Source organism: Vibrio sp. M260118, assembly GCF_036533755.1.
Classification (GTDB): domain Bacteria; phylum Pseudomonadota; class Gammaproteobacteria; order Enterobacterales; family Vibrionaceae; genus Vibrio.
Window position 1 is genome coordinate 15,004 of record NZ_JATABG010000003.1, and the last position, 26,823, is coordinate 41,826.

23 protein-coding genes and 1 pseudogene are annotated in these 26,823 nt (G+C 46.6%); 9 read left to right on the forward strand and 15 right to left on the reverse strand.

The genetic code is table 11. From position 1 onward, the window contains the following. Positions 1-85 precede the first annotated feature (85 nt). Entirely contained in the window at positions 86-2,410 is a 2,325-nt protein-coding gene (locus QTO00_RS00560; RefSeq protein ID WP_331422287.1) for a Tex family protein, read from the reverse strand. A 211-nt stretch (positions 2,411-2,621) separates the two neighbouring features. Here QTO00_RS00560 and QTO00_RS00565 point away from each other — a divergent pair, with 211 nt between their 5' ends. Beyond that, entirely contained in the window at positions 2,622-4,514 is a 1,893-nt protein-coding gene (locus tag QTO00_RS00565) for an ATP-dependent zinc protease family protein (protein WP_331422288.1), read from the forward strand. Positions 4,515-4,545: 31 nt separating this feature from the next. Here the strand turns inward: QTO00_RS00565 and greB are convergent, their stop codons facing one another. Next, the gene (gene greB / locus QTO00_RS00570; RefSeq protein WP_038210200.1) at positions 4,546-5,025 is read right to left on the reverse strand and encodes a transcription elongation factor GreB; all 480 of its coding nucleotides are present in this window, start codon (positions 5,023-5,025) and stop codon (positions 4,546-4,548) included. 161 nt (positions 5,026-5,186) lie between these two features. On the opposite strand from greB, the gene ompR reads away from it, so the two are divergent. Then, complete coding sequence (gene ompR / locus QTO00_RS00575) at positions 5,187-5,906, forward strand: osmolarity response regulator transcription factor OmpR (protein ID WP_038210202.1); 720 nt, start codon at positions 5,187-5,189, stop codon at positions 5,904-5,906. A 151-nt stretch (positions 5,907-6,057) separates the two neighbouring features. Next, positions 6,058-7,365 carry a two-component system sensor histidine kinase EnvZ gene (envZ, locus tag QTO00_RS00580; RefSeq protein WP_331422291.1) on the forward strand — a complete coding sequence of 436 codons (1,308 nt, stop codon included), beginning with the start codon at positions 6,058-6,060 and terminating at the stop codon, positions 7,363-7,365. Positions 7,366-7,438: 73 nt separating this feature from the next. On the opposite strand, the gene QTO00_RS00585 is transcribed toward envZ, so the two are convergent. From QTO00_RS00585 to gspC, 12 genes are read right to left on the reverse strand one after another with little or no spacing between them, the layout of a single operon-like run. Then, the gene (locus QTO00_RS00585; RefSeq protein ID WP_331422293.1) at positions 7,439-8,203 is read right to left on the reverse strand and encodes a type II secretion system protein N; all 765 of its coding nucleotides are present in this window, start codon (positions 8,201-8,203) and stop codon (positions 7,439-7,441) included. Between the two features lie 4 nt (positions 8,204-8,207). Beyond that, a complete protein-coding gene (locus QTO00_RS00590) occupies positions 8,208-8,699 on the reverse strand; it encodes a type II secretion system protein M (RefSeq protein WP_331422294.1) in 492 nt (163 codons plus the stop codon). Positions 8,700-8,709: 10 nt separating this feature from the next. Beyond that, positions 8,710-9,924 (reverse strand): type II secretion system protein GspL, encoded by a 1,215-nt coding sequence (gspL, locus tag QTO00_RS00595; RefSeq protein WP_331422296.1) that lies wholly within the window; start codon positions 9,922-9,924, stop codon positions 8,710-8,712. After that, positions 9,890-10,903 carry a type II secretion system minor pseudopilin GspK gene (gene gspK, locus QTO00_RS00600; RefSeq protein ID WP_331422298.1) on the reverse strand — a complete coding sequence of 338 codons (1,014 nt, stop codon included), beginning with the start codon at positions 10,901-10,903 and terminating at the stop codon, positions 9,890-9,892. The genes gspL and gspK overlap by 35 nt, the downstream gene beginning before the upstream one ends. Before the next feature lies 1 nt (position 10,904). Beyond that, positions 10,905-11,546: a type II secretion system minor pseudopilin GspJ gene (gene gspJ, locus QTO00_RS00605; protein ID WP_331422299.1), complete on the reverse strand. Its 642-nt coding sequence runs from the start codon at positions 11,544-11,546 to the stop codon at positions 10,905-10,907. Continuing rightward, complete coding sequence (gene gspI, locus QTO00_RS00610; protein ID WP_331422300.1) at positions 11,533-11,889, reverse strand: type II secretion system minor pseudopilin GspI; 357 nt, start codon at positions 11,887-11,889, stop codon at positions 11,533-11,535. Before gspI ends, gspJ begins: the two co-directional genes overlap by 14 nt. After that, positions 11,876-12,460 (reverse strand): type II secretion system minor pseudopilin GspH, encoded by a 585-nt coding sequence (gene gspH / locus QTO00_RS00615; RefSeq protein WP_331422301.1) that lies wholly within the window; start codon positions 12,458-12,460, stop codon positions 11,876-11,878. Before gspH ends, gspI begins: the two co-directional genes overlap by 14 nt. Before the next feature lie 24 nt (positions 12,461-12,484). Beyond that, complete coding sequence (gspG, locus tag QTO00_RS00620; protein ID WP_038210218.1) at positions 12,485-12,928, reverse strand: type II secretion system major pseudopilin GspG; 444 nt, start codon at positions 12,926-12,928, stop codon at positions 12,485-12,487. Positions 12,929-12,969: 41 nt separating this feature from the next. Then, positions 12,970-14,193: a type II secretion system inner membrane protein GspF gene (gene gspF, locus QTO00_RS00625; RefSeq protein WP_331422304.1), complete on the reverse strand. Its 1,224-nt coding sequence runs from the start codon at positions 14,191-14,193 to the stop codon at positions 12,970-12,972. Then, positions 14,193-15,683 carry a type II secretion system ATPase GspE gene (gene gspE / locus QTO00_RS00630; protein ID WP_331422306.1) on the reverse strand — a complete coding sequence of 497 codons (1,491 nt, stop codon included), beginning with the start codon at positions 15,681-15,683 and terminating at the stop codon, positions 14,193-14,195. The genes gspF and gspE overlap by 1 nt, the downstream gene beginning before the upstream one ends. Continuing rightward, positions 15,683-17,710 (reverse strand): type II secretion system secretin GspD, encoded by a 2,028-nt coding sequence (gene gspD / locus QTO00_RS00635; RefSeq protein ID WP_331422308.1) that lies wholly within the window; start codon positions 17,708-17,710, stop codon positions 15,683-15,685. The genes gspE and gspD overlap by 1 nt, the downstream gene beginning before the upstream one ends. Positions 17,711-17,752: 42 nt before the next feature. Beyond that, positions 17,753-18,613 (reverse strand): type II secretion system protein GspC, encoded by an 861-nt coding sequence (gene gspC / locus QTO00_RS00640; protein WP_331422317.1) that lies wholly within the window; start codon positions 18,611-18,613, stop codon positions 17,753-17,755. A 300-nt stretch (positions 18,614-18,913) separates the two neighbouring features. Here gspC and hslR point away from each other — a divergent pair, with 300 nt between their 5' ends. From hslR to QTO00_RS00665, 5 genes are all read left to right on the forward strand, one after another. Next, entirely contained in the window at positions 18,914-19,300 is a 387-nt protein-coding gene (gene hslR, locus QTO00_RS00645; RefSeq protein ID WP_004746109.1) for a ribosome-associated heat shock protein Hsp15, read from the forward strand. A gap of 29 nt (positions 19,301-19,329) precedes the next feature. Continuing rightward, complete coding sequence (gene hslO / locus QTO00_RS00650; protein ID WP_331422310.1) at positions 19,330-20,205, forward strand: Hsp33 family molecular chaperone HslO; 876 nt, start codon at positions 19,330-19,332, stop codon at positions 20,203-20,205. Between the two features lie 337 nt (positions 20,206-20,542). Then, the gene (gene pckA, locus QTO00_RS00655; RefSeq protein WP_331422312.1) at positions 20,543-22,174 is read left to right on the forward strand and encodes a phosphoenolpyruvate carboxykinase (ATP); all 1,632 of its coding nucleotides are present in this window, start codon (positions 20,543-20,545) and stop codon (positions 22,172-22,174) included. 125 nt (positions 22,175-22,299) lie between these two features. Continuing rightward, positions 22,300-23,637 carry an IS4 family transposase gene (locus tag QTO00_RS00660; RefSeq protein WP_331422313.1) on the forward strand — a complete coding sequence of 446 codons (1,338 nt, stop codon included), beginning with the start codon at positions 22,300-22,302 and terminating at the stop codon, positions 23,635-23,637. A gap of 44 nt (positions 23,638-23,681) precedes the next feature. Continuing rightward, on the forward strand, positions 23,682-24,689 hold the full coding sequence (locus QTO00_RS00665; protein WP_331422315.1) for a lipid A deacylase LpxR family protein: 1,008 nt from the start codon (positions 23,682-23,684) through the stop codon (positions 24,687-24,689). Between the two features lie 30 nt (positions 24,690-24,719). Here the strand turns inward: QTO00_RS00665 and QTO00_RS00670 are convergent. Further along, positions 24,720-26,421, reverse strand: a pseudogene (locus tag QTO00_RS00670) (methyl-accepting chemotaxis protein). A 226-nt stretch (positions 26,422-26,647) separates the two neighbouring features. On the opposite strand from QTO00_RS00670, the gene QTO00_RS00675 reads away from it, so the two are divergent. Then, the coding region (locus tag QTO00_RS00675) for a 4Fe-4S cluster-binding domain-containing protein (RefSeq protein WP_331422319.1) at positions 26,648-26,823 on the forward strand (176 nt) is incomplete at its 3' end.

Genomic DNA, 26,823 nt, shown 5'->3' on the forward strand with positions numbered 1-26,823 from the left:
TCCTTGTCTGATTCGATAAGGTAACGCCGAAAAAAATCCCCGTTAGTATCACTACTACGGGGATTTATATTTTTAAGGCAATACGTTAACGCTTCGCTTTGGCAAAGGCGGCAGCAAATGCACCGCCCATCGCACTATTGCCATTGGATGACTCGTCACGACGATATTGACCACCGCTGTTCTTGCGCTGTTGACTTCGTGGAATACTCGAACGTTGCGCTCGGTTGTCTTGTCCTGGCTCATCGTTTAATCGCATTGAAAGGCCAATACGCTTACGCTGCACATCCACCTCCATCACTTTCACCTTAACGATATCACCGGCTTTAACCACTTCACGAGGGTCTGATACATAGCGATCCGTTAGCGCAGATATATGCACTAAGCCATCTTGGTGAACGCCGATATCAACGAAGGCGCCGAAGTTTGCTACGTTGGATACGACCCCTTCTAACACCATACCAGGCTCTAGGTCAGAGACTTCATTCACCCCATCAGCAAAGGTGGCAGTCTTAAACTCAGGACGTGGGTCACGACCTGGTTTATCCAACTCTTTGATAATATCGCTCACCGTTGGCACACCGAAGTTATCATCGGTGTAGTCGACGGCATGTAAGCCACGCAAAAATTGAGTATCACCAATCAGCGCCTTAACGTCTTTACTGTTCTTCTCCGCAATCGCTTTGACTACAGGGTAGGCTTCTGGGTGAACAGAAGAGGCATCAAGTGGGTTCTTGCCATCCATGATACGTAAGAACCCAGCACACTGCTCAAAGGCTTTAGGCCCAAGTCGAGCAACTTTCTTCAATGTAGTGCGCGCTTCAAAGCGACCATTCTCATCGCGGTAATCAACGATATTCTGCGCAATTGTGCTCGACAAGCCAGCGACGCGAGTTAGCAACGCTGGAGAAGCCGTATTCACATCTACGCCAACCGCGTTTACACAGTCTTCAACCACTGCATCTAAGCGTTTTGCCAACATAGATTGGCTAACATCGTGCTGATACTGACCAACACCGATCGATTTAGGGTCGATTTTAACCAGTTCTGCCAATGGGTCTTGCAGACGACGGGCAATCGACACCGCACCACGCAGTGACACATCCAAATTAGGGAACTCTTTCGCTGCCAACTCCGAAGCCGAATAAACCGAGGCACCCGCTTCACTCACCATGATCTTCTGTACTTTAAGATTACCGCGCTTAATCAAATCAGCGACAAAGCTGTCCGTTTCACGTGAAGCTGTGCCATTACCAATTGCAATCAAATCAACCTTGTACTTACGCACCAAAGCATCAACAATCTGGGCAGATTTGTCATATTGCTTTTGTGGTGGGTGCGGATAGATGGTTTCTGTTGCGAGCACTTTACCGGTTGAATCAACGACAGCAATCTTAGAACCCGTGCGCAGGCCAGGATCGAGACCAAGAGTCGCACGCGGACCAGCAGGTGCGGCCATCAGCAAGTCTTTTAGGTTAGTGGCAAACACTTCAATCGCTTCTATCTCAGCACGCTCTTTCATGGCGCCCATCAGCTCAGTTTCCATATGCATGGAGACTTTAATTCGCCATGCCCAGCTAATTACTTGCTTACGCCACGTATCGGCTGGAGCATTGCTGAGTGAAATACCGTAGTGATCGCTAATAATAGTCTCACAATAAGACTGGCGAGCCCCCTCTTCTTGAGCCGGGTCCGCATTCATCGCTAGGGTTAAGAAACCCTCGTTACGACCACGCAACATGGCAAGCGCACGGTGCGACGGTACTTTACTTAACGCTTCATTGTGCTCGAAGTAGTCTTTAAATTTCTCACCTTCATGCTCTTTGCCTTCAACCACTCGGGCAACCAGCTCTGCATTGCGGTTAAGGTGAGTACGAATTTTCTCAAGCAGGTTAGCATCTTCTGCAATACGCTCCATCACGATAGCGCGCGCACCATCTAGCGCTGCTTTGATATCGGCAATGCCTTTGTCTGCATCGATATAATTCGCCGCTTCTACTTCTGGCTCCGTCTCTGGCTGAGTCCAAAGCTTATCCGCCAAAGGCTCTAACCCCGCTTCAATGGCAATTTGACCTTTGGTACGACGCTTTGGTTTATACGGCAGGTACAGGTCTTCAAGACGCGTTTTACTGTCAGCCTGGTGAATTTCGGTTTCAAGCTCAGCAGTCAGTTTACCCTGTTCTTTGATCGACTTAAGAATAGTGTGGCGACGCTCATCTAGCTCACGCAGATAGGATAAGCGGCTATCAAGGTTACGTAGCTGAGTGTCATCCAATCCGCCCGTGACCTCTTTTCGGTAACGGGCAATAAACGGAACTGTGTTTCCATCATCGATTAGGTTAACAGCAGCAGTGACCTGCTCAGTCCGAACATTAAGTTCCTGAGCAATTAAATTACAGATAGCTTGGCTCATCCGATGAATCTCTTGTTATTTGAACCCTATTGATATTGGGATGACTCAGATAAAACCCAACATTTTTTGTTGGTCACGCAAATGTTTGGCCAATAGTTTGGCAATTGTGTGAAAGTTGTGTCAGAAATAGACATAAGTGAGAACTTAACTCTCATCACTAGGACTAACTTCGTTCAAGACCTTACGTCAATAACAAGTCGTTGGAACTGCTATGAAAAATATCTTACTGGCTCTCTCTGCACTCTCGATATCCTTGCTGACACCACTAGCATCTGCCAACCAAGAAAGCGCGGCAATCAATGCTTCAACTCAATCTCCTGTCTACACACTCGACGATAAAGTGGTGTTAGGGCGCGTAGAAAGCGTTTATCTTGATGAAATAGAGCAACTAAAGGGGGTTTCATTCGCAGGAAAGATAGATACAGGCGCAGACACGACTTCAATGCACGCAACCAACATTCATGTTTCAAGCTCGCATGAGAAATTCAGCAAACTCAAAGACCAAAAGCTAATGAAAGCCTTGGTCGATTTCGAGCCAATAGACAGTGTCGAGTACCAAGATTGGGACGCGGAACTGTTTGCACCGTATTCAATTGAGGTGACATTCACTATCCAGCATCCTCACACAGGTGAAGATATTGAAATCACCCGCCCCATTGAGCGTGTCGGTGTCATTCGTAACCGCACTCAGACAGAACCGCTTCTACGACCAACCATTCGCCTGCCAATGACCATCGCAGGAAAAACCGTAAATACACAAGTCAACCTTACCGATAGAAATCAATTTTCAGCCCCTATTTTGATCGGTAAAACTTTCCTCGATAACAATGCTTGGGTATTCGCGGGATACGACTATCTACAAGAGCAGCCAAAAGCGCAGTTAATCGGTAAAAAAGAGATTGTGACGGTATCGGGCATAAAGCAGAAGCTCAGCTACTCACTAAATAATACCTACACCTCTCTGCATGCCAGCAAGATTAAGATCGACAACGAAAATCACCAAGTTACGTTTAATGTTGAAGATGGTAACGGTGGCAGTGCAACTCTGACTCGCCCGTTAGAAAGAATGCTAAACGTAAGCGGTAAAAAGAGACCCATGGTATTTATTCCAGTCGAAACCAACGGTGACAATACTCAATACTGGCTTGTCTACTTAACTGACCGCAGTAAGTTCAGATCAAAAATTCGCCTTGGCTCAGGAACTCTCAATCGCCATTTTATGATTGATACTAGTGGCACTTCATTACTTTCAAGCAAACCGAAAACCCTCAGTAGCAAGTCAAAAGCGATGCAAGTTTCGGGGAAAGAGTCGATTGAGCTCGATGGAGTCAAGCTGGTTGCCGAACCTTCAATGGTGGTCAAAACGCCATTACTGAAAGTAACCAGCTTTGAAGTATCGGACAAAAAAGGCAAAGAGTGGGTAACTTATTATCTCACTGATAGTAACGGCGATGCTAAGCAGTTTTCTAAACCGATCAACAAGACACTAAAAGTCGGTGACTCCACTCGCCCGGTAGTGTTTGGCTCCTTCATGTTATATGGAGAGGAAGTCGAACTTGCTTACGCCATTGATGTGCTCAACGATGACGAAACTGACAACTATTTCATCATTGGTCAAAAGATGTCAAAAAATGGCGTGGTGATAAATACTCGTAGCGATTACCTGCTCGATTCGTACCCACTATTTAAAGCCGGACATATTGAAGTCGCGCAAGTTGAAGGGCTGAGCTTCCCAGTCAAGCTTGATACCGGCGCAGACGTCAGCTCGATCAACGCGCAGAACATCAAACAGTTCGAGCAAGGTGGCAAACCTATGGTCACTTTCACCTACCAAAACGATCTTGGCATGGAAAAAGAGTTTACCCTCGAAGTCGTCGATAGCATGAAAATTCGGGCAAAAAAAGGGGAGAAGAAAACCACCCGGCCAGTGGTTGAAATGCAGGTTAAACTCGGTGAACTAGAAAAGAAAATCCGCGTAAACCTCAAAGACCGTAGCCGTTTTCATTACAGCATGATCCTGGGTAAAAACTTCCTTAAATATGGTGCGGTAGTCGCCAGTGAACATAACTACATACTGACCGAAAAGCCAACTGGTGAAGAGTAGCTAGTATAAGTCCCGCACTGCGGGACTTATACTATTCAGCGCTGTAGCGAATGCTGTTCACGAACCACTCCTTGTAGCCTTCCGGAGTCTTAACGCTGAACTCATCATCAATCTCTTTTTTCAGCAGCGCTCGCGCCATTGGCGAATCAATCGAAATATAGCCCTTAGCATCACCGTAAATCTCATCTGGCCCGACGATGCGAAACGCTTTTACTTCCCCCGCTTCGTTTTCAATCTCTACCCAAGCACCAAAAAACACTTTGCCTTCCTGCTGCGGTGAGTAGTCCACCACCTTAACTTGCTCGAGACGCTTACGCAGATAGCGAACACGACGGTCTATCTCGCGTAAACGCTTCTTGTTGTACTGATAGTCAGCGTTTTCACTTCTGTCACCTAGGCTTGCAGCCCAAGTCACTTTCTTAGTCACTTCGGGGCGTTCTTCTTTCCACAAAAAATCGAGCTCTTTCTTAAGTCGATCATAGCCTTCGCGAGTAATTAGGTTTGTTTTCATATTTCTGACGCTATTAAATTGAAGATCCGATATACATTAGCTAAAAAGGAAATAAACGTTAACAATTCTTTGCTCCCATTGCTCAAGAACAATGTTACATTTTGAACTGCGCATTAAGGTGAATATTGAACTGTCCCTTATTAAATAGGTGGAACCATTACATGCAAGAAAATCACAAGATACTAGTTGTTGATGATGATGCACGACTTCGTGCACTACTAGAGCGTTATCTATCTGAACAAGGATTCCAAGTTCGTAGCGTTGCCAACAGTGAGCAGATGGACCGCCTGCTAACACGCGAAACTTTCCACCTAATGGTCTTGGATTTAATGCTGCCAGGTGAAGATGGTTTGTCAATTTGTCGTCGCCTGCGTAATGCTAATAATACGCTACCAATACTCATGCTGACTGCAAAAGGGGACGAAATCGATCGTATCGTCGGCCTTGAGGTGGGTGCGGATGACTACCTACCAAAACCATTCAACCCGCGTGAGCTGTTAGCTCGTATTAAAGCGGTGTTGCGTCGTCAAACGACTGAGCTGCCGGGTGCACCAAGCAGTGAAGAGTCTATCGTAGAGTTTGGTGACTTCAGCCTAAACCTTGGTACGCGTGAGATGTTCCGTGGTAAAGAGGCAATGCCACTAACCTCGGGTGAGTTTGCAGTGCTTAAAGCCCTTGTCACCAACGCCCGTGAACCGATGTCGCGCGATAAGTTAATGAACATGGCGCGCGGCCGAGAGTACTCGGCAATGGAACGTTCGATTGATGTTCAGATCTCTCGTCTACGACGCATGCTAGAAGTTGACCCAAGTAAACCACGTTATATTCAAACCGTGTGGGGGCTAGGTTATGTCTTTGTTCCTGATGGCAAAGAAGCGTAACCAACCAAAGTTTGCTAGAGTGCGAGACAATGTCTCGCACTTTTTTTAATACCAATCGGAATAACTAGGTGTTCAAATCATTGCGCTGCAAAAATGACCCAATATTTATTCTGGCTGATACAAGCCCTAATCCACTATCAAGGTAGGTGTTATGCGCATTCGCAGCTCATTTACTCAGTCCATTCTGATCTTTCTGACTCTGCTGGTAGCAAGCCAAATCTACTCTTACTACGCTGTGTTCAATTACGCTTTAATGCCGAGTTTGCAGCAGTTTAATAAGATCATTGGCTATGAGATCAGTCTTATGCTTGATGACTCCGAAAACCTTGAAGATGGATTAGTGATGGATGCGCCATTGCGTCAACGAGTGCTAGAGCAACTTGGTGTCACTATCCATGCGGAAGATAGCCCAATTGCGCAGGAGTATCATCACGCGATCTCGATTGATTTAATGAGTGAAGAGATGACCAACGAACTCGGCTCGCCAACCGATGTGCGTATGATGTCAGGCAAAGATAGCTATGTTCTGTGGATGAAAATAGAGTCATTACCTGACTCACTAATACGGATTCCATTATCTGAGCTGCAAGAAGAAGACTTTAAGCCGCTTTTTAACAATAGCTTAATCATGGCACTGCTAATCATTGCTGGAGGCTGGCTGTTTATTCGTTTGCAAAACCGTCCACTGATTGCTTTAGAAAAGGCAGCCAAAGGCGTCGGTCGCGGTGAGATTCCACCACCTTTGCCAGAAAAAGGGGCGTCAGAGATTCGCTCTGTGACTCGCGCCTTCAATCAGATGTCCAAAGGCATCCAAGAGCTAGAAGAAGACAGAGCTTTGTTAATGGCAGGGATTAGTCATGACCTAAGAACTCCGCTGACGCGCATCCGCTTAGCGACCGAGATGATGTCCCCGGAAGATAGCTATTTGGCGGAAGGGATCATTAGCGATACCGAAGAGTGTAACGAGATCATTAGCCAGTTCATGGATTATTTGAAACCCGTAAATACGCAGTCTTTTATCGAGGTTAATCTCAATGATATCGCCAACGATGTCGCTTCTTCAGAAGGAGGGTACGAAGTTCAAATTGATACCGATCTTCACCAGCCACTGAAAGAGACACACGGTAGCCCAATTGCGATTAAGCGCGCGGTGAGTAACTTAGTCGTCAACGCAATTCGCTATGGTAATGGTTGGACAAAAGTCAGCACGGGCGCCACCGCAGACAACAAGCTTGTCTGGGTTTGTGTCGAGGATAATGGTCCGGGGATAGAGCAGAACCAAATAGCCAAACTATTTGAACCCTTCACCCGTGGCGATACGGCAAGGGGAAGCGAAGGAACCGGACTAGGCTTGGCTATTGTCAAGCGGATCGTCAGCCAACACAACGGTTCAGTGACCGTCAACAATCGCACTGAAGGCGGGTTAAAAGTGCAAATCAGCTTCCCTGTTATTAAGTAGTTTATAGCTATCAAACGTCATCAACGTATCAAACAATAAGGGCAGCTCAACGCTGCCCTTAGCTTTTGTGGCCTTACAAGCGGCCTCGGTAGCTAAACCGAAATTTACCTTCGCTGTCTGCAGGGGTTGGCAACCATTTGAGCTGCTGTTGAAATGAATTAGGAAACTCTGCCTGAGGCTTAAACCAAGCGCTCGCTGTGTAACTCTGATCTGAGTTCAATTTGGCAATCACACCACTTTCCACTTGCGAACTGGTTTGCTCACCAACGATATCGACCTGGTTCTGCTGACAGGTAAAGTTAGCGACCACTGGGCCAATATCTAAATCGGCCATTGGCGTGCCGACTGTTTGTGTATTCCACACTACACTGCCTTCAGCACTGCCACAGTAAGGGGCGGCATAAGTGTATGAGCGAAGGTTGAGCTCAACTTGACCTGCTAGATCCAATGCAACTGGCATGGGTGGAGCCAACTCAATCACTTTTTCAACGGGAAGCGAGGCAATTAAGCTCTCTGCGTAGAAACCACTCGGCGAATAACCAACAATACCGCGACCTTGTAGAGCGAGGTCACTGCCACGACCAAAGCGCACATTAGCCTCAACAGAGCCAGTAAAAAGCTTGGCAATATTGAGCTGCCAGTTCACTTGTCCATAATTCTGATCTTGCCACTCAACTTGGTGTACTGAACCATTCCAAACCGTGCCATCTACACCCGATAAATAGAGTTGATGAGGCAAAGGCGCATACTGCACCACAAACTGAGCTGGCACATGTGCCAACGCACTTACCACAAACACTGTACTGAGAAATAGCCCAGCAACGACGTTCTTCTTCACCTGACTACCCTCTACCCAACTGGAGTCGTTTTACTTCGACAATGCCATCTCGACTGCCTTTATCAATATCAAGGAAGATGACGTTAATTCCGTGTGTCTCCTGTAGATAGGTTATCCAGCTTACGAACTGATTGAACGGTAAGGGCGCGACCCATACTTGGAACTCTTCACCGCGTGGTTGAACACGGATCAACTCAACTTGGAAACGACTGACGCTCGATGACACCGCTTGGTTAATAGGTAGGCTTGAAACCGTTCTACCTCCCTGCCCTTGGTACTGGCGAATGTCATCGGCTTTACTTTTTACCCATGCCAGCAGCTGCTTTTCCGTTTGGATTCTAGCTTGAGCTTGGTCGGCACGCTCAACAACAGGCTGAACAACGCCCCTGTATAAACCACCAATAATGACCAATGCGGCACAAATACTTACCAAGCGCTGCTCTCGGACAGAGATGCTCGACCACCAAACTTGTAAGGTATTAATCAGTTTGTTCATGCTGCATGCCTCACAATGGTTTTAGAACGAATGAGCCATTCACTAGGCTACCGGAACGATTAAGCTGACCTTGCTCAACCGTAAACTCTGCACCAAGCAACTCGGCGGTCTTTTCAAAAGTCTGGAAATCGCTGCTTTGTGCCTGCAAGCGCACTTCATTGCGCCCACTGTCGTACTTAAAGCTAGTTAGCTGCATACTCGGCACCTGATTGAGCAGTGGGGGTAACTTAACCATCAAACTCAGTAAGGCCCCCTCATCAGAGCCACCAGCCAAACGACTCGCTTCACGCTCCATTTCGCGTTTTAAGTAACTAACCGTTGGGATCTTAGTTTTACCCGGCAGTGACTGACGAAATATCCGCTCGCTTTCAGCGCGATAGGCTGCTGCCTGAGCTTCGTATCTTTGTACTTTAAGTACACTATCAACCATGACAACAGCCAATAGCAACACCGCCGCCACCGCAACTTTTTGCCACACTTTCCAATAACGAACTAATGAAGAGCTTGGTTTAAACCGCCCGGTAAGAATATTGACCTTGCTCGCTACCGCTTGCTCGACCAACAGCTGCATCACCAATTTAGGCTCACCAATCTGCCAATCTTGCTGTGGATTCAACTCCAATGATGCGGGCAGAGCGGAAAAAGCCACTAATGGCAGATACTCACCCTGATCCTGAACCCAGTCAGATTGCGCCAGTAGTGGCAACCAGTCACTATCAATGGTGACCCCTTGATAGGGTGATTTTTTCACTAGCCACTGCTGCCCAAGCTCTACCGCGGATAACCCTTGTTGATCTGGTAGTGCTAACACGTCTGGCAACACCTTGTACACCTGACAACCGATATCAGCGAGCTCTGCAAGAAGCTTTTCAAACCATTCAGAATCGACGGCACAGACCTGCGCTCGACCATGATGTTTGTTGAGGATGGTGAAATGAAGTTGATCGACATCCTGTGCTAAGTCATCCTCAAGCATATAAGGCAACATAGAGTCTAAGTGGCGACTGGCTCCCGCTGGGATTTCAACATCAGCTAGCACGACACTTTCCGCCGACAATAGAACCACAGTACGACGGCCTTGAGCGTAAGTCGCAATGTCTGGCAGCGCTTGATAATTGTCTAACTCTCCGCTGGCAATGACTTCCTTTTGCGTCTCCGACCAAACTAACCATTGGATAGCCAGATCAGGGTTATTTCTCAGCCGAACGATCAGAAACTCGTTCACCGATACCTCCGAAGCGGCGGCTAATCACCGTCGCAGTTTGTTTATCGTTACTAAATAACAGGCTACGAACTCTAACTCGAGAGTCGCCAACCAATAATTCAACATCAAGTTCGAAATAGGCACTGGTTACCGCCAAGTAACCTTTACCCTGACTGCGCGTCTCACCCGTTACATTGGCAAGCTCTTTCTCATTCAAAAAGTCGTCAACACTAGCCCAGCCATCAAATGGGCGATTTTCTATCACCTGCTTCGCTTGTGCACTGCTGAGTGCAGGTTGAAACAGAGCGGCTAGCAGTTGTGCATGTTCTGGCCTGATGGTATTGATGTTGAGCCGTAAATCCGGGGTAGGAATAGCGCACACATAAGGCCGCACCTTCTCCATTACCTCTCCCGATACCTGATTCACCGCTCGCAGCTCAGAGCTATCGGATATTAAACTGTTCGCCGCCATATAAGCCGGGGACATTGACTCATAAAAGCTGTCTTCAACGCCCAAGCTAGAGTTAACGGTATTGTCGCTGTCGAGGTACTCCCATAACGATTGGGCTATGGTTTCCGCCTGGTAATTATCGACCTCTAACTCTTCCAACAAATTTTGTAATACACCAACCAAATACGGAGATTGAGTTGCGCCACTGGTCGCATTCAAACCGGCTAATGCATTGAGATTAAAACACGCTTGCTGATCAATAAGGCGACCTTTCAAAGTACCGTAGTCAAGCGGATACGTCTGCTCTTCCAGCGCCCATGGTTGAGAGAGATTAATTGTATCTGAGTCTTTGAAGCTCTGCTCAAGACCCGCTTTCGCTAACGCCTCAGCTCCCACGCTATACCAATAAGCTTGCTGATAGTTAATTTGGTTAGTCGCACGGTGGAACTGACTGAACAGGCGATCCGCCATGCTCGCTGCAATACTCACCATCACAGCCAACAACAGTAAAACAATGATTAGGGCAACGCCACGCTGTGCTTTCACCATCTTATTCCTGCCCGTTTGCCTGCTCTAGAGAGCCACCAGAAGTAAGATAGATTCGCTCAATCTTGCCGTAGTCCGCGAGTTGTAACTCCACCGCTACCGCTTCAGGTAAGGTGTAACTACTCAGCCAAACTCTCAGCCATTGCTCACCATCAAAAAAGCGCAGTTCAAACGCCTCGACCTCATCGAGCAAAGGCATCACAATACCCTCTTGACCCACAGGCGTATCAACATAGCGCCACCAAACTCGTTGTAACTGGTTATCTTTAATCCGGTAACCAACCTTGCTCACTTCACCACGCGGAAACTGCTGTTGCGGGTTATGCCAACCAGAGCGAACAAACATCACGCCTTTGCTATCGGAGTCGAGCAAATACTCTTTCCATTGCAGTAGCAGCGGCGAAGGCTCTTCACCATTAGTGCGCGACTGTCTCAGTGCCATTTGGCGAAAATCGTTGTCCAGATAGACCAGTGCTCGCTGCAACGACTTTAAGCGCTCACTGCGCTGCATGGAAATCTCATTGCTACGTTGCACTTGGTTTAGTACCTGATAAGCACCAACACTCAAGCTAGCAAAAATCGCAATCGCCACCAGCACTTCGATTAGGGTAAAACCTTTATTACGAGAGACGTTACTTCGGCACATAACTTCTCACCGTAACTACTGGCGAACCTTTCGCCCGAGTCGCGACCTTAACATCAAATGCTTGCAGCATATCGCCTGACGTCGAGACAGGCTCTACGCTCCAATACCACTCTCTATCTGCGAGCGTTTCTACACCGGTCTGCTTGCTCGGCATCGCCTCAGACAAAATCACTTTCGCCATTTGGTTATCAGCCACCATAGCGGCGAAAGTTTTCTCTTCCAAATAGTTGAGAGTATTTATGTGCTGACTCACCGAACGTATTGTCGCAATCGCTGCTGTAGCAAAAATGGCTAACGCAACCAAGACCTCAAGCAGCGTGAAGCCAAGCTTAGCTCTCTTCATCACGCTCCCCCGGTGCCAACAATAGAATTTGGCCATTTTCTTTTGCCACTACCTGCCACGCATCTTCATCAGCACTGCCATCCTGAGGATAAATAGCAATAGAAAATGGCGTCACTTCCCCACTCGACATAACAAACACTTGGGGTGGGCGCTGTTTTTGCTTATCTTCTAGCTCAGCAAACATCTCTTCATCGAACAGGGAGCCGGGCTGAAACAGACGATCTTTGTTATTCCAAGCATCCCCACCTAACGTCAGCATGATCGACAAATTGTCATCCAACTTAGTTTGTGCAGGGATCGGACTCTGCTCTAATTGCTGCCAACCATCAGTCTGTAAACGCATAAAATGGTAAGTCGACGCTTTTTCGTCAACACGCAATCCAAAATCATTGCCACTCAACATCGCCTCTTCATTGAGTAGTTGCATGCGATGGAACAGAGATTGCGCCTGTTTTTTTGCGCCGTCTTCAGCATTAACTGGCAGGGTAGCTATCACCGCTACTGATGCGACCGAAACCAACACCAATACCAGTAAGACCTCTAGCAGAGTAAATCCACACTGACGACGCATAACCGCTAAATGCTCGCGTTTGGGTTACTGAAAATCTTGAAGGTTCCAGTTACCGATATCTGCATTGGCACCTTCACCACCCTCTTGACCGTCGGCACCTAAGGTAAAGATATCAACGTTACCTTGATCACCCGGACTTAGGTATTGGTACTCGTTGCCCCAAGGGTCAGACGGAAGACGACGAATATATCCACCGTCACGGTAGTTGCGTGGCTCTGGGCTTGAAGGCTTAGTCACTAACGCGTCTAAACCTTGGTCAGTGGTCGGGTAAACACTGTTATCCAGCTTGTACATATCAAGCGCGTTTTCTAACGCCACGATGTCAGTGATGGCTTTTTGCTGATCCGCTTTCTCTTTATTACCAAGCAGGTTCGGCACAACGAAACTCGCCAAAATACCTAAAATCACCACAACAACCATGACTTCTAGCAGGGTAAAACCGGCCTGTTTTTTAAATTGCTTGTTCATTTTTCTCTCCACAAAAAGCAGCCTAACGATTCGCTACGCGGCTAAGAACTCATTAAATTATTCATCTCTAGGATTGGCATTAAGGTTGCCATGACGATAAACAGCACTAGTCCCGCCATCAGGGCAATCAATGCTGGGGTAAAGATCCCGAGTGCGATATTAACCGTCGACTCAAAATTAGCATCCTGGTTATCTGCCGCACGAGTTAGCATGCTCTCTAACTCACCACTCTGTTCACCACTGGCAATCATATGCAACATCATAGGTGGAAACAGCTTGGTTTGTTCTAAAGCTCGGCGCAAACTCGCCCCTTCACGCACGTTCTCTGTGGCGATTAACACCTGCGCTTTGACGTAATGATTCGACATAACATCCACAGCAACACGCATACCATCAATAATCGGAATTGCACTAGATGTACAAATAGATAAGGTTCGAGCAAAACGCGAGGTATTCAGACCACGAGCGATCTTACCAACTAATGGCAACGAGATAACTTTACGATCCCAAGCGAGTCGAAGCTTAGGCTTACTCAAGGCAAATTTGATCAGGTAGATAGCGACAATGAAAGCAATAACAACATAGAGCCCCGAGCTCTGTACGAACTCACTCGCCGCCAGCAACAGCTGAGTCGACTGAGGAAGTTCCTGGCCCATTTGCACAAACTGGCCGACGATTTTAGGCACCACAGCGGCCAACAGAAAAGCGACAATACCAATCGCAAACACGACCAGTACAATTGGGTAGACCATTGCCTGAATCAATTTCGAGCGGAGCTTTTGACGATTTTCCGCGTAGTCAGCGAGGCGTTCTAATACAGAATCTAAATGGCCTGATTTTTCACCCGCGGCCACCATAGAGCGAAACAGTTCATCGAACACATGGGGATAGTCAGACAAACTATCAGCTAAGGTATAACCTTCAGTAACCTTAGAGCGAACCGCCAATAGCATGGTTCGGATATGGGGCTTTTCAGACTGCTCAGATACAGCCTTCAAACACTCTTCTAATGGCATCCCTGACTGGACCAAAGTTGCAAGCTGACGAGTAATCAAAGCCAGATCCGGCGTACTTACACCACGTTTAAACTGAAAGCTTACTTGGTTGCGCTGTTTATTGGCTTTTTGTCTGGTCTCACTCACCTCAACAGGGACCAAGCCTTGCTCTTTTAACTTGGCACGCACCTGACGAGCGTTATCCCCTTCGATAACGCCCCTTTTCGATTTACCTTTCTTGTCTAGTGCTTTGTACTCAAATGCCGCCATCAGCTTTCCTTGGTCACTCGCATAATTTCTTCGAGAGAGGTAATGCCCATGCGAACTTTGTTTAAGCCATCTTCTTGAATACTTGGCGTCTGCTGACGGATATGCTTCTCGATAGCCTGCTCTCCGGCTTCACTATGAATCAGAGACTGGACATCTTCATCAATCACCAACAGCTCATGTATGCCAGTACGGCCACGGTAGCCTTTGTAATTGCACGCTTCACAGCCCGATGCACGATAGAGGGTTAAATCCTCTTTTTTCTTCAAACCGAACAGTTTTTTAGTCTCTTTGTCGGCCTCGTATGGCTGCTTACAGTCCGGACACAGGGTTCGCACCAAGCGCTGAGCCAATACACCGAGCAATGAAGAGGAGATAAGGAAAGGCTCGATGCCCATATCTCGCAGACGGGTAATCGCCCCGACAGCGGTATTAGTATGCAGGGTCGACATTACCAAGTGACCCGTCAAAGATGCCTGCACCGCAATTTGCGCCGTTTCTAAGTCACGAATCTCACCCACCATGACCACATCAGGGTCTTGACGTAAGATGGCACGCAAACCGCGTGCAAAGGTCATATCGACTTTAGGGTTTACCTGAGTTTGACCGATACCATCGATATCAAATTCGATCGGATCTTCAACGGTGAGAATATTGCGCTCGTTGCTGTTGATTTCAGTCAAGCCAGCATAGAGGGTAGTCGATTTACCCGAGCCTGTTGGGCCTGTGACCAAGATGATGCCATGTGGTCTTGAAATCATCTGACGGAAACCATCACGATTAACCTCTGTCATGCCGAGGCTTGGCAGTTCAAGGCGGGTTGCGTTTTTATCGAGTAGGCGCATCACTACGCGCTCACCATGAGATGAAGGCATAGTCGAGACGCGAACGTCAACAGCTCGGCCACCAATACGCAGCGAAATTCGACCATCTTGTGGCACGCGCTTCTCAGCAATGTCGAGCTTGGCCATGACCTTAACCCGCGATACCAACAAAGGGGCTAACTTGCGACTTGGCGACAATACATCACGCAAAACGCCGTCAATACGGAAACGAATAGAGAGGTTTTTCTCGAATGTCTCGATATGGATATCCGACGCGCTCTCTTTGATTGCCTCACCAAGCATGGCATTAATCAATTTGATTATCGGGGCATCATCATCAGATTCAAGCAGGTCTTCATCTTGTGGCAAGTCTTCGGCTAATGAGAATAGATCATCACTTTCGGCGCCAATATCTTCCATAAGCTGACGCGCTTCGGATGAGTCGCGTTGATAGGCTTGAGTCAACTTGCTATCAAATGCCTCTTTACTCAGCTCTTGCAAAGTAAAAGGCTGACGACAAACCCGCTTAACTTCAATCAGCGCCGGCATTGCGACTGGCGCGACATAGTAGAGCACCAACCCTGCCTCACTAGATTCAAGCACTAGCTTAAAACGGTTGGCGAAGCTAAATGGCAAGCGCTTAAAGCTTGGAGTCAACTCTAGATCCATTACTGCGCGCTCATCTGATCAAGGAATGCTTGAATTTCAACAGGGTGACCAATCTCTTCACCATACTCTGGCAATACTGGAATGTGGCCATCATCCATCAACTTTAAGCCTTGATCCGCTCTATACAGTTGCTCAGCACGGATAAAGTTGTACTTACGTTGAGTGATACCATCCGCCGTAACACCATCGCGAATAATGGTTGGCTTGATAAACACCATCAGGTTCTTCTTCTCAACCTGAGTACTGGTCGACTTAAATAGATGACCTAAATAAGGAATATCACCTAGCAGTGGCACCTTAGATTCACTCTCTAAAGCTCGCTCATCAATCAAGCCACCCAGTACAATCATTTGCCCGTCTTCAACCATCACTGAGGTATTCAGCTGACGCTTAGCAAAACGAACATCAACCGCACCATTGGCACCAAGCACGTTGGAGACTTCTTGCTCAATATTTAGCTGAACTGAGTTGCCTTCATTGATTTGCGGCACCACTTTAAGTTTGATACCGACCTCTTTTCGCTCAACCGTTTGAAACGGGTTGTCATTATTTGAGCTCGCCGCAGAGCCGGTAATCACCGGCACCTCTTCACCTACAATGAATGACGCTTCACCATTGTCCATCACGGTAATACTTGGTGAAGAGAGGATATTTGAGTTGGAATCTGTAGATACCGCACTGATCAGTGCAGTCCAGTCCCCCATCACCACGCTCAGTGCCGCACCATTGACACCCGAGAGCGCGGACGCTAGCTTAGTGTAGTCACCTTGCTCAGTGGTGGTTTCATTACGCAAGAATTTACCGTTGTCATCATAAACAGCGGTAGTCGTGGTGGTATCTTTAGCTTCTTCTAAACCAACCATCACACTGCCGATTGGCGCACCGGCATTAGAATGCTGGATAACAGCACCCGTTTCTAGCGAGCCCCACTGGATACCGAAATTCAAGCCATCACCCTCTGACATTTCGACAATCAGAGCTTCAATCAAAACTTGTGCACGACGAATATCAAGCTGAGCAATAACGTCTTGCAGCGCATTCATAATATCTGGTGGAGCAGTTAGAACCAGTGCGTTGGTCTCTGGGTGGGCTGCAATCATCACGTCATTGCGCTTGGCACTAGTCGATGATTTAGAGCCCGAAGATTTCTCTGCTTGCAGGTTGTCTGATACACCTTTGAGAACATCAACTAGATCTTCCGCCTTGGCATACTTTAAGTAGACAACGCGGTTGTTACCTTTTGTCGCCATTTCGACATCTAACTGCTTAATTAGCTTACGCAGACGTTGACGAACTTGTGGATCGCCCGAAATCAAAATGGCGTTGGTTCTATCATCTGCCACCAACTTAGGTTGCAGAAATGCCGGAGTATTCTTTGCGTCAGTGGTTTTATTCAATGCTTCAACAATACGCACCATTTCAGCGGCTGAGGCATTATCAAGCTCCACCACTTCAATCTCTTTGTCACCCGCTTGGTCAACACGCTTAATGATGTCTGCTAAACGGTTCACCACAGCAGCACGGCCAGTAATCAGGATAATGTTGGCTGGGTCATAGTGAACCACGTTACCCGCGCCCGCATTGTCGTTAAGCTGACGTAATAGAGGAGAGAGTTCCCGCACCGATACATTGCGTACTGCAACCACTCGGGTGACAACTTCATCACCGTTGATACTGCCATCGCCCACAACTGGTACAGCAGAAGTTTTTGCGTCTTTATCCTTGATGACTTTTAATATGCCGTTTTCCATCTCGACGACAGCAAAGCCATACACTTCCAGAACATTAAGGAAGAAGCTGTAGTACTGCTCTTCGGTCAACATGTCGTAGCTACGTACATCGACTTTGCCACGTACTGACGGATCAACAATGATGGTTTTTTCTAAGTTTCGACCAACGATATTGATGAACTCTTGGATGTCAGTCCCTTTAAAGCTGGCACTAAAGTCGTTAGCAGCCACCATGGTTGGTGACATAAGTAAGCTTCCCGCTAAAAGCCATGCGCTCTTTCTAAGCCAATGGTTCACTCTGTACTACTCCTTGGAACAATTGTCGCGGCGGCAACAATCTTATAATTCAATGTATATTTGGTGAGGTTGACCATTTCGCTCTACCGTGAGATTTAGTTCGGTCAACTGGGACAAGCTTCTAAACACTTCACCCATCGTCTCTGGATCTTTCAGATCCAACCCATTAATTGATACTGCGATGTCACCGGATTGAAGCCCAACTTCATCAAACAAGACACTGCTTTTGCCTGGTGAAAGGCGATAACCGATCACCTCATTGTCCTGTTTAACTTGCGACATGCGAACGTACTGGAAAATCTGTCTCGCATCCTGACGAATCTCTTCACGGATGCTAGCAATAGAATCTGAGGAAACCTGAACACGGGTCTCTTCTTCACTTGGAACTTGGGGCTGCGCAGGGGAAGGCTTACTGTATTTTAAGCCTTCAAGCATCACGGTTTCATTGCGCCCAGAGTTATCAATAATCACTCGGTCAGATTGAACCTGAATAAGTTTGGCGCGCGTGCCTTCAATCACTTCATCAATACCATAGGTCACTTGCTGACCACGGTTAGCAATGACTGCTAGGCTCTTAGCAGGATTCGAACTGGTAACCACGCCAACTAAAACAACATTCAAACGGCTCTTAGGGGCATCTTGAACTTTTGGCTGTTCAACCACTGGGGCATTAGTTTGAGGTTTACCAAATAGGTGGCTATTTTGCAGCTCAGAGATGTCGAGACGCGCTGCGCTTTCAGTACCAGAGGACGTAGCGCTTGCCTGCCATTGCGCGACGGTTGGTGAACTCCAAGGTTGCCATAGCATCCTTCCACCAATCCAGGCGCTGAGCGTTAGCAGTAAAATCATCACCACATAACTGATGCGTTGTTGCACACCAATATCTTTTAGTGCCTCACCCATTCGGTATAGTGCCGCTGCACTGCTTTGCTTCACTCGCTGTCCCTATTTCGCTGGCTTAGAGCCCAATTTCTGCCGTCAAAGGCGAGAGCTAAGCCCTGTATGACGGAGGTTAATATTAGTTATCAAAGATGTAGCCGGCCATTGTAGCAAAATATGAAACAAGCTAAACATAAAACCCCCTGCTACCGCTTTGTTCATGGAGATTTTTTATGATCTCGCTTGAAAAGTGTTACATTCGTCACCATTGTTACTGCATCTGAATGGATTGAACATCCACCACCTTAGAGGGCAAGAAATACAATGGGTTCCCAAACCGAAGCAGTTAGACTCGATAAATGGCTCTGGGCGGCGCGTTTTTATAAAACTCGTTCCATAGCTCGCAATATGGTCGATGGTGGTAAAGTCCACTATAATGGTCAGCGTAGCAAGCCGAGTAAGGCAGTCGAACTCGGGGCGGTAATTACACTAAGACAAGGGCACGAAGAAAAGACGGTAGTAATAGAGAAAATCTCTGACCAACGTCGCGGTGCTCCAGAAGCACAAACGCTCTACTCTGAAACCGCAGAGAGTCTAAGTAAACGTGAAGAGAACGCAGCACGTCGTAAGCTTCACGCCCACAATCCTAGCCCAGATCGCCGCCCTGATAAAAAGCAGCGCCGCGATATCATTAAATTTAAACACCAATAAGCTCTACCAGATTTACGAGGAATCGCCACATGGCAAGCAATGTTTTGAACCGCTACTTATTTGAAGATCTTTCAGTTCGTGGTGAGTTGGTACAACTGGATGATGCATACCAACGTATTATTTCAAGCAAGGAATACCCAGCACCACTACAAAAGCTGCTTGGTGAGCTATTGGTTTCAACCACTCTTCTAACAGCAACGCTAAAGTTTGAAGGCTCGATCACTATGCAGCTGCAAGGTGATGGCCCTGTATCTCTAGCAGTAATTAATGGCGATCACGACCAGAAGATCCGTGGTGTCGCTCGTTGGGATGGTGATATCGCTGACGACGCAACAATCCATGACATGATGGGTAAAGGCCACTTAGTGATTACTATTGATCCGAAGAAAGGCGAGCGCTACCAAGGTATTGTTGGCCTGGACGGCGACAACCTGTCTGAAATTCTTGAAAGCTACTTTGCCAACTCAGAGCAGCTTAAAACACGTATTTGGCTACGTACAGGTGAGCACGAAGGCAAACAACGTGCAGCGGGTATGCTAATTCAAGTTATGCCAGATGGTACTGGTACGCCAGAAGACTTCGAGCACCTAGAGCAGCTAACTGATACAGTTAAAAATGAAGAACTATTCAGCCTAGAAGCGAATGACTTACTGTACCGCCTCTACAACCAAGAAAAAGTTCGCCTGTTTGATCCTCAGCAAGTTGAATTCTTCTGTGGATGTTCTCGAGAACGCAGCGGTGCAGCGATTGTTACCATCGACCGTGCGGAAATAAATGACATTTTATCCGAGGTTGGTTCAATTTCTTTACATTGTGATTACTGCGGCACGAATTATTCGTTCGACGAAGCGCAAGTCGCTGAGCTGTTCAATTCCGCTAATCCGAGCAACAAAACACTGCATTAATTTTTACAGCATACCAAGCTTGTAATTTACCCTTCAAAAGGCCAGCTCATGCTGGTCTTTTTTGTGATCAACTCCCCGCAATACCTAGCCTAAGCCGTAATAAATTAACCTGTTAATTTTAAGCGATTAATAATGATTTTGCTCTAGCGCAAAGCTTTGCGCACACGATAAACTAACTCGGCCAATATGTGATGAGTCGCTTAAAACCCCAAAAAAAATGCGGATAAATTTTGAGCTATATCCCTGTTTTCTATGAGACCCATTGCTAGCATGGTGAGCAGACAAAATAAAAAATTATTACAAAATCCCTACAAAAATATCCCTACAAGGAGCACCTATGACCGTTATGGAACATACAAAGGCTGCAACAATCGATCTTACCAAACACGGACTTCAGAACGTAAAAGAGGTTGTACGCAACCCTAGTTACGAGATGTTGTTCGAAGAAGAAACTCGCGCTGATCTGGAAGGCTACGAAAAAGGCGTAGTCACCGAACTAGGCGCCGTTGCTGTTGATACCGGTATTTTTACTGGACGCTCACCAAAAGATAAATACATCGTTAAAGACGCAACCACTGAAGAACATATGTGGTGGACGTCAGACCAAGTAAAAAATGACAACAAGCCAATTGATCAAGCCGTTTGGAATGATCTAAAAGAGCTTGTTACTAACCAGCTATCAGGAAAACGTGTTTTCGTGATCGATGGCTACTGTGGCGCTAACCCAGATACTCGCTTAAGTATCCGTGTTATCACTGAGGTAGCGTGGCAAGCGCACTTCGTGAAAAACATGTTTATCCGCCCAACTGAAAAAGAACTAGCAACGTTCGAACCTGATTTCGTAGTAATGAACGGTGCGAAATGTACTAACCAGAAGTGGGAAGAGCATGGCCTAAACTCTGAAAACTTCACGGTATTTAACCTAACTGAACGCATGCAGCTTATTGGCGGTACTTGGTACGGCGGTGAGATGAAGAAAGGTATGTTCGCAATGATGAACTACTTCCTTCCTCTAAAAGACATTGCTTCTATGCACTGTAGTGCGAACAAGTGCAAAGACAACGGCGACGTAGCGATCTTCTTCGGCCTATCTGGTACAGGTAAAACTACCCTATCTACTGATCCGAAGCGTGAACTGATCGGTGATGATGAGCATGGCTGGGATGACGACGGTATCTTCAACTTCGAAGGTGGTTGTTACGCGAAAACCATCAAGCTATCGAAAGAAGCTGAGCCAGACATCTACAACGCAATTCGTCGTGATGCACTACTAGAGAACGTTACTGTTCGCAGCGATGGCTCTATCGATTTCGACGATGGTTCGAAAACAGAGAACACTCGTGTTTCTTACCCTATCGAGCACATTGATAACATCGTTAAGCCAGTATCAAAAGCGGGCCACGCAAACAAGGTTATCTTCTTGTCTGCTGACGCATTTGGTGTGTTACCTCCTGTGTCTAAACTGACTCCGGAGCAAACTAAGTACCACTTCCTATCTGGCTTTACCGCTAAACTTGCTGGTACTGAGCGCGGCATCACTGAACCAACACCGACATTCTCGGCATGTTTCGGCGCAGCATTCCTAACGCTACACCCAACTAAGTACGCAGAAGTACTAGTTAAACGTATGGAAGAAGCAGGTGCTGAGGCTTACCTAGTAAATACCGGTTGGAATGGTAGCGGCAAACGTATCTCAATTCAGGATACACGCGGCATCATTGATGCGATTCTAGATGGTTCGATTGAAAACGCTGAAACTAAGCACATTCCTATCTTCAATCTAGAAGTGCCAACTGCATTACACGACGTTGACCCAAGCATCCTAGATCCTCGTGATACTTACACTGACCCACTACAGTGGGAAAGCAAAGCGAAAGATCTGGCTGAACGCTTTATCAACAACTTTGATAAGTACACAGATAATGCCGAAGGTAAATCGCTAGTTGCAGCTGGACCTCAGCTAGACTAGTGACGTAGATATATTTATGTAGCTAAGCCCCTATATTGAGGGCAATGTAGATCAGATAAGGATCGGTTGACCGATCCTTCTGATGAGAGACAATCGGAAACCTGTTTATAGGTTTCCGATTTTTTATGTCTATTCAAAACTGTTTTGCCGACTTCCTTGAAGAAAACCCTGTTGATGTTGCTCGACTCACCACGTTCTCAGAACATATTCCCGATGAATGGATTGCTAAAGCAGCTACACTGTCAGATAAAGCCACAATTCGTCGGCGTCGATTACCAAGTGATATGGTTTTGTGGCTGATTGTTGGTATGGCGTTCTTCCGTAATGAACCAATTGCCGAAGTCGCAAGAAGAATGAACGTCTGTGCTGATGGCTTGGCTGATGAAGAATTATTAGCAAAGAGCGCTTTAACCCAAGCAAGACAACGCTTAGGCAAAGCAGCACCAGAATGGCTGTTTAAGCAATGTGGAAGTACGTGGGGCCTTGAACGATACCCTGATGATACATGGCAAGGCCTACAAGTTTTTGCCGTAGATGGCGCTCTTTTTCGAACAGCTGATACACCCGAATTAAGAGAGCATTTTGGCTCCGGTAATACTTCTAGCAACAGGCAAACACCTCATCCAGTATTAAGGGTCGTGACCATGATGAACGTCCGCTCTCATGTTATCGTTGATGCAGCGATAAGCCCTTATCGCCGAGGTGAAATTCCTTTAGCTATGCCTTTTATCAACGCCTTGCCAGATGACTCTGTAACGCTGTTGGATAAAGGTTTTTATGGTGCAGACTTACTGCTTTCTCTGCAAAACAGTGGAACAAACAGACACTGGCTTCTGCCTGCGAAGAAAGGCGTGAAATATACACTGTTGGATGATAAAGAAAGCAGCGACATGCTTGTGGAGATGAACGTCTCACCGCAGGCTCGTAAAAAGAATCCTAGTCTTCCTGAAAAATGGAAAGTAAGAGCAGTCACGTATGAGGTGCAAGGTAAATCCAAAACGGTGTTTACTTCGCTTCCTCGAGAAGAGTATGACGCTCAATCAGTCGCGAAGCTTTACCATGAAAGATGGGAAATTGAATTAGGCTATCGGGACATCAAAAGTTCAATGCAACACAACGCTTTAGTGCTGAGAAGCAAGACAGTAGAACTCGTATACCAGGAGTTATGGGGGCTATTACTTGGTTATAACTTGGTGAGACGAGAAGCAAGCCAAGCCGCAGTGGAACACGGACGATTACCCAATGAAATCAGCTTCAAGTACGCTTGCCAATTTATAGCCAGTCAGCTAAAAGTGATGAGTAAAGCGGTATCTTTAGGTAACACGCCGAAACGCTTAAAAAGCCTCCGCGGAGATTTATCTATCCTCTTTATAGACAAACGCCCCAAGCCTAATCGGCCTAGGGCGGTAAAAATATCAAAGACCCGATACCCCGTTAATCGCTACGCGGCTCCTCTTAAGTGAACTACGTTGCTCGACAATGTATTAGTTAAATAGAGCTCATATCTATGAAGTTTGACCGCACGATATTTTTACCTTTGCTGCTCGTGTCCACAATCAGCGTGGCCTCGGAGAAATCGACACTCTCTTTCTCGATTGATAATGATGGTATTTTTGGCGTTGACCAAGACTATACCAATGGGATTTTCTTAACTTACACCTCGAGCAAAATAACACCCTACCCGATTCTAGAGCCATTCAGTCTCTCTTATTGGGGCAAACCGGCTTTAGATAAGTTTGAGTTTGCTATCGGCCACAAGATGTATACGCCGTCGGATATTACCGCTCCGGTGCCATTGAAAAACGACAGACCCTACGCAGGTTACCTGAACACTGAGTTTAACTACATCAGCCTGAACTCTGATATTGCGCAACGCTTCAATCTAACTATCGGTACCACAGGTGAAAACTCGCTCGCCGACCAAGCTCAAGATATTGTTCATAGCATTACTGGCTCTGATGACCCGCGTGGTTGGGCATACCAAGTTGATGATAAGGTTGTCGGCAGTATTGGTTACTTAAATCACTTTAACCTAGTAAGGCAGCGCTATAAGGCTGACACTGACTGGGAGTTATCTAGCGTGTCAGAAATCAACGCAGGTAACTTCCGCAGTGACATTTCCGCTGGGGTGATGTTTCGTTGGGGTGCCGATCTACAAAACAGTATGGGTGCAGCAAATATTGACAATGAAAACCCGTTTCGCGCTGGCATGATTGGTAGTTCAGACAGAGGGTGGTTCTTATTTACCGGTATTGAAGCTCGTTACCGCTTCAACGATATTACCATCGAAGGTGACCGCTCTGGTGTTGACAAGTTTGCCGCTAATGAAGGCAGAAGCTCCAGTTATTACGATGTCACTCTTGAAAATACACAAGCGACTGCGGTGGTAGGTTTTGCGTGGTATAACCCGAGTTTTGGTATGACATTAACCACAACGGTTAAAACACCAGACTATAAAGAAGCGAAGGAAAGCGTATATGGAACAGGTGGGTTCTCCGTATACGCTTTCTTCTAAGCAAACCTAATTCTTATAAGTAGACCCTAGTTAGATGGTGAACTTCTGGCAATCGAGGTTGAGGTTGCCAGAACGCTCTTCCACCACGCTCCTCACGCTTTTCAGTTGTTCGTTATTTTGCTCTAGCTCTTTCATTGCCGACGATATTTGAGTCATGTTATCTGCCATTGACTGACTAGTGGTCGCCAACTCTTTAATAGAAGAGAAAATCACTTCAGTCTGATGAGCCGCTTGGTCGGCTTTTTCCGTAATCTGCTCCAAGGCATCCATTGCTTCTTGTCCGCGCTTTCGCCGAGCCGTCATTGATGACTCTGACTGCCCGATGTATTGAATCACTTCCGCACTTTCTTTCTTCATCGTATCTATGGTGTCAGAGATCTCTGTTACCGCATCAACAGTGCGCACCGCCAAACTGCGCACCTCATCAGCAACAACGGCAAAACCTCTCCCTTGCTCTCCGGCACGCGCCGCCTCTATTGCCGCATTTAACGCCAACAAGTTGGTCTGTTCTGCAATACCGTTGATGATCTCCATCACCGAGTCAACCTTCGAAGAAGCCTCTTCGAGCTGTTGAATATGCCCCGCAGCTGAGGTCAATATCGCGCCAACCTCTTCGAGCGACCCAATCGCTGATCCTATGACCTTCGCCCCTTCTGCCGCAGCATGAGTAGAAGAACGAGAGATCTCCGCGACAAACTCCAACGAATTAGAGACCTCTTGTGTGGTAACACTGACCTCTTCGGTTGCCGAAGCTAACAACTGGGTTTGTCCAAGCACTTCCGACTGATGCTGAGCCAATTGATCAAGGCCTTGATTCAATTCAGCAGCATTCCCTGAAAGAGCTTGGCAGCTCTCTTGAACACCACGAACCAAGCCGCCAAGATTTTCGCAGCTTTCGTTAATGCTACTCGCTAACTGGTTAAACTCATCGTTCGGGTTCTTAGTCATCGTCATACGTTGCGACAAATCACCTGCAGAGAGTCCATGCAACACTTTACGAATTCTGGTCAAAGATTTAGTTAACGAGGTACTTTGCATCACGAAGATGGCCACCGTAAATATGGCAAGAACAGAACACGCAGCCAATACTGACCACTGAGTTTGCTCCGAAGCGCGTTCAGCCGATTGTTGATATTGCATCGAAGTGCCAGCCAACTCTTGAGAGATAGATACGATCAACTGAGTTAACTGCGCTTTGGCACTCATTAGCTGCTGTTCAACTGTACCAAGCTGCTGCGACAATTCGCTTACACGAGCAAAGGTCAGCTTATATTGCTCGATCTCTTTCTCATACAAATCAAGCATCGCATACACATTCGACATACTCTCAAAACTGCCCATAGCACGATTAAACAGTTTTAATCCAAGGCGTAGCCGCTGACTCAAACATACTTACTGTACGCTTAAGGTTATCCGCTTGCTGATTAAGTGCTAATTGGGATAGGAACTTAGAGTTGTGATTAACCGCAGTAACGATGTCTGAAATTTCCTGTTTGGCTCGAGAAACCTGTGAACCATTCAGGTTATCCAAATCGCTACTTAACGTGAGAATCTTACTTTGCGTTTGGTAAATTGAAGTTGAACCGGTAGCGATGTCACTACTGAGGTGGTATTGATCACTCATTTGGCTCAACCGTGAAGAGGTAAATCCTGCTAAAGCAACAAAACCTATGACTAGAACAATCAGAAATAGCATAATTTTCTGCTTTTGCGATAAAGCAAGCATATCCATAAAAAATCCCTTAACAACAGTGGTATGCAATAAGACTCGACCAGCTAAAGTTTAATTTTTATTATCAACATTCTTATAATTGAAACATTTATATAACATGCATTTTAGCTCAAGTGCGTATTTTTTTCTTATTTAGCAAAATGTTGTTTCTAACCGTCTCTAACCCTATTTAAACCCTAATATTTGTAATAAAATGACGACAAATAACTAAGTACGAGATGAGCACATGTCAACAACAGGTCGAATTCATTCTTTCGAGTCTTGTGGAACCGTGGACGGACCGGGCATTCGTTTTATTGTCTTCTTACAAGGCTGTCTAATGCGTTGTAAGTATTGCCATAATCGCGATACATGGGACACGCACGATGGTAAAGAAGTGACCGTTGATGAGATCATAAATGA

What these genes read in the sequence shown, in the direction of transcription:
- QTO00_RS00560 (WP_331422287.1), bottom strand. Translation starts at nt 2,410, where the DNA reads ATGAGCCAAGCTATCTGTAATTTAATTGCTCAGGAACTTAATGTTCGG.
- QTO00_RS00565 (WP_331422288.1), top strand. Translation starts at nt 2,622, where the DNA reads ATGAAAAATATCTTACTGGCTCTCTCTGCACTCTCGATATCCTTGCTG.
- greB (WP_038210200.1), bottom strand. Translation starts at nt 5,025, where the DNA reads ATGAAAACAAACCTAATTACTCGCGAAGGCTATGATCGACTTAAGAAA.
- ompR (WP_038210202.1), top strand. Translation starts at nt 5,187, where the DNA reads ATGCAAGAAAATCACAAGATACTAGTTGTTGATGATGATGCACGACTT.
- envZ (WP_331422291.1), top strand. Translation starts at nt 6,058, where the DNA reads ATGCGCATTCGCAGCTCATTTACTCAGTCCATTCTGATCTTTCTGACT.
- QTO00_RS00590 (WP_331422294.1), bottom strand. Translation starts at nt 8,699, where the DNA reads ATGAACAAACTGATTAATACCTTACAAGTTTGGTGGTCGAGCATCTCT.
- gspK (WP_331422298.1), bottom strand. Translation starts at nt 10,903, where the DNA reads ATGGTGAAAGCACAGCGTGGCGTTGCCCTAATCATTGTTTTACTGTTG.
- gspJ (WP_331422299.1), bottom strand. Translation starts at nt 11,546, where the DNA reads ATGTGCCGAAGTAACGTCTCTCGTAATAAAGGTTTTACCCTAATCGAA.
- gspI (WP_331422300.1), bottom strand. Translation starts at nt 11,889, where the DNA reads ATGAAGAGAGCTAAGCTTGGCTTCACGCTGCTTGAGGTCTTGGTTGCG.
- gspH (WP_331422301.1), bottom strand. Translation starts at nt 12,460, where the DNA reads ATGCGTCGTCAGTGTGGATTTACTCTGCTAGAGGTCTTACTGGTATTG.
- gspG (WP_038210218.1), bottom strand. Translation starts at nt 12,928, where the DNA reads ATGAACAAGCAATTTAAAAAACAGGCCGGTTTTACCCTGCTAGAAGTC.
- gspF (WP_331422304.1), bottom strand. Translation starts at nt 14,193, where the DNA reads ATGGCGGCATTTGAGTACAAAGCACTAGACAAGAAAGGTAAATCGAAA.
- gspE (WP_331422306.1), bottom strand. Translation starts at nt 15,683, where the DNA reads ATGGATCTAGAGTTGACTCCAAGCTTTAAGCGCTTGCCATTTAGCTTC.
- gspC (WP_331422317.1), bottom strand. Translation starts at nt 18,613, where the DNA reads ATGGGTGAGGCACTAAAAGATATTGGTGTGCAACAACGCATCAGTTAT.
- hslR (WP_004746109.1), top strand. Translation starts at nt 18,914, where the DNA reads ATGGGTTCCCAAACCGAAGCAGTTAGACTCGATAAATGGCTCTGGGCG.
- hslO (WP_331422310.1), top strand. Translation starts at nt 19,330, where the DNA reads ATGGCAAGCAATGTTTTGAACCGCTACTTATTTGAAGATCTTTCAGTT.
- pckA (WP_331422312.1), top strand. Translation starts at nt 20,543, where the DNA reads ATGACCGTTATGGAACATACAAAGGCTGCAACAATCGATCTTACCAAA.
- QTO00_RS00660 (WP_331422313.1), top strand. Translation starts at nt 22,300, where the DNA reads ATGTCTATTCAAAACTGTTTTGCCGACTTCCTTGAAGAAAACCCTGTT.
- QTO00_RS00665 (WP_331422315.1), top strand. Translation starts at nt 23,682, where the DNA reads ATGAAGTTTGACCGCACGATATTTTTACCTTTGCTGCTCGTGTCCACA.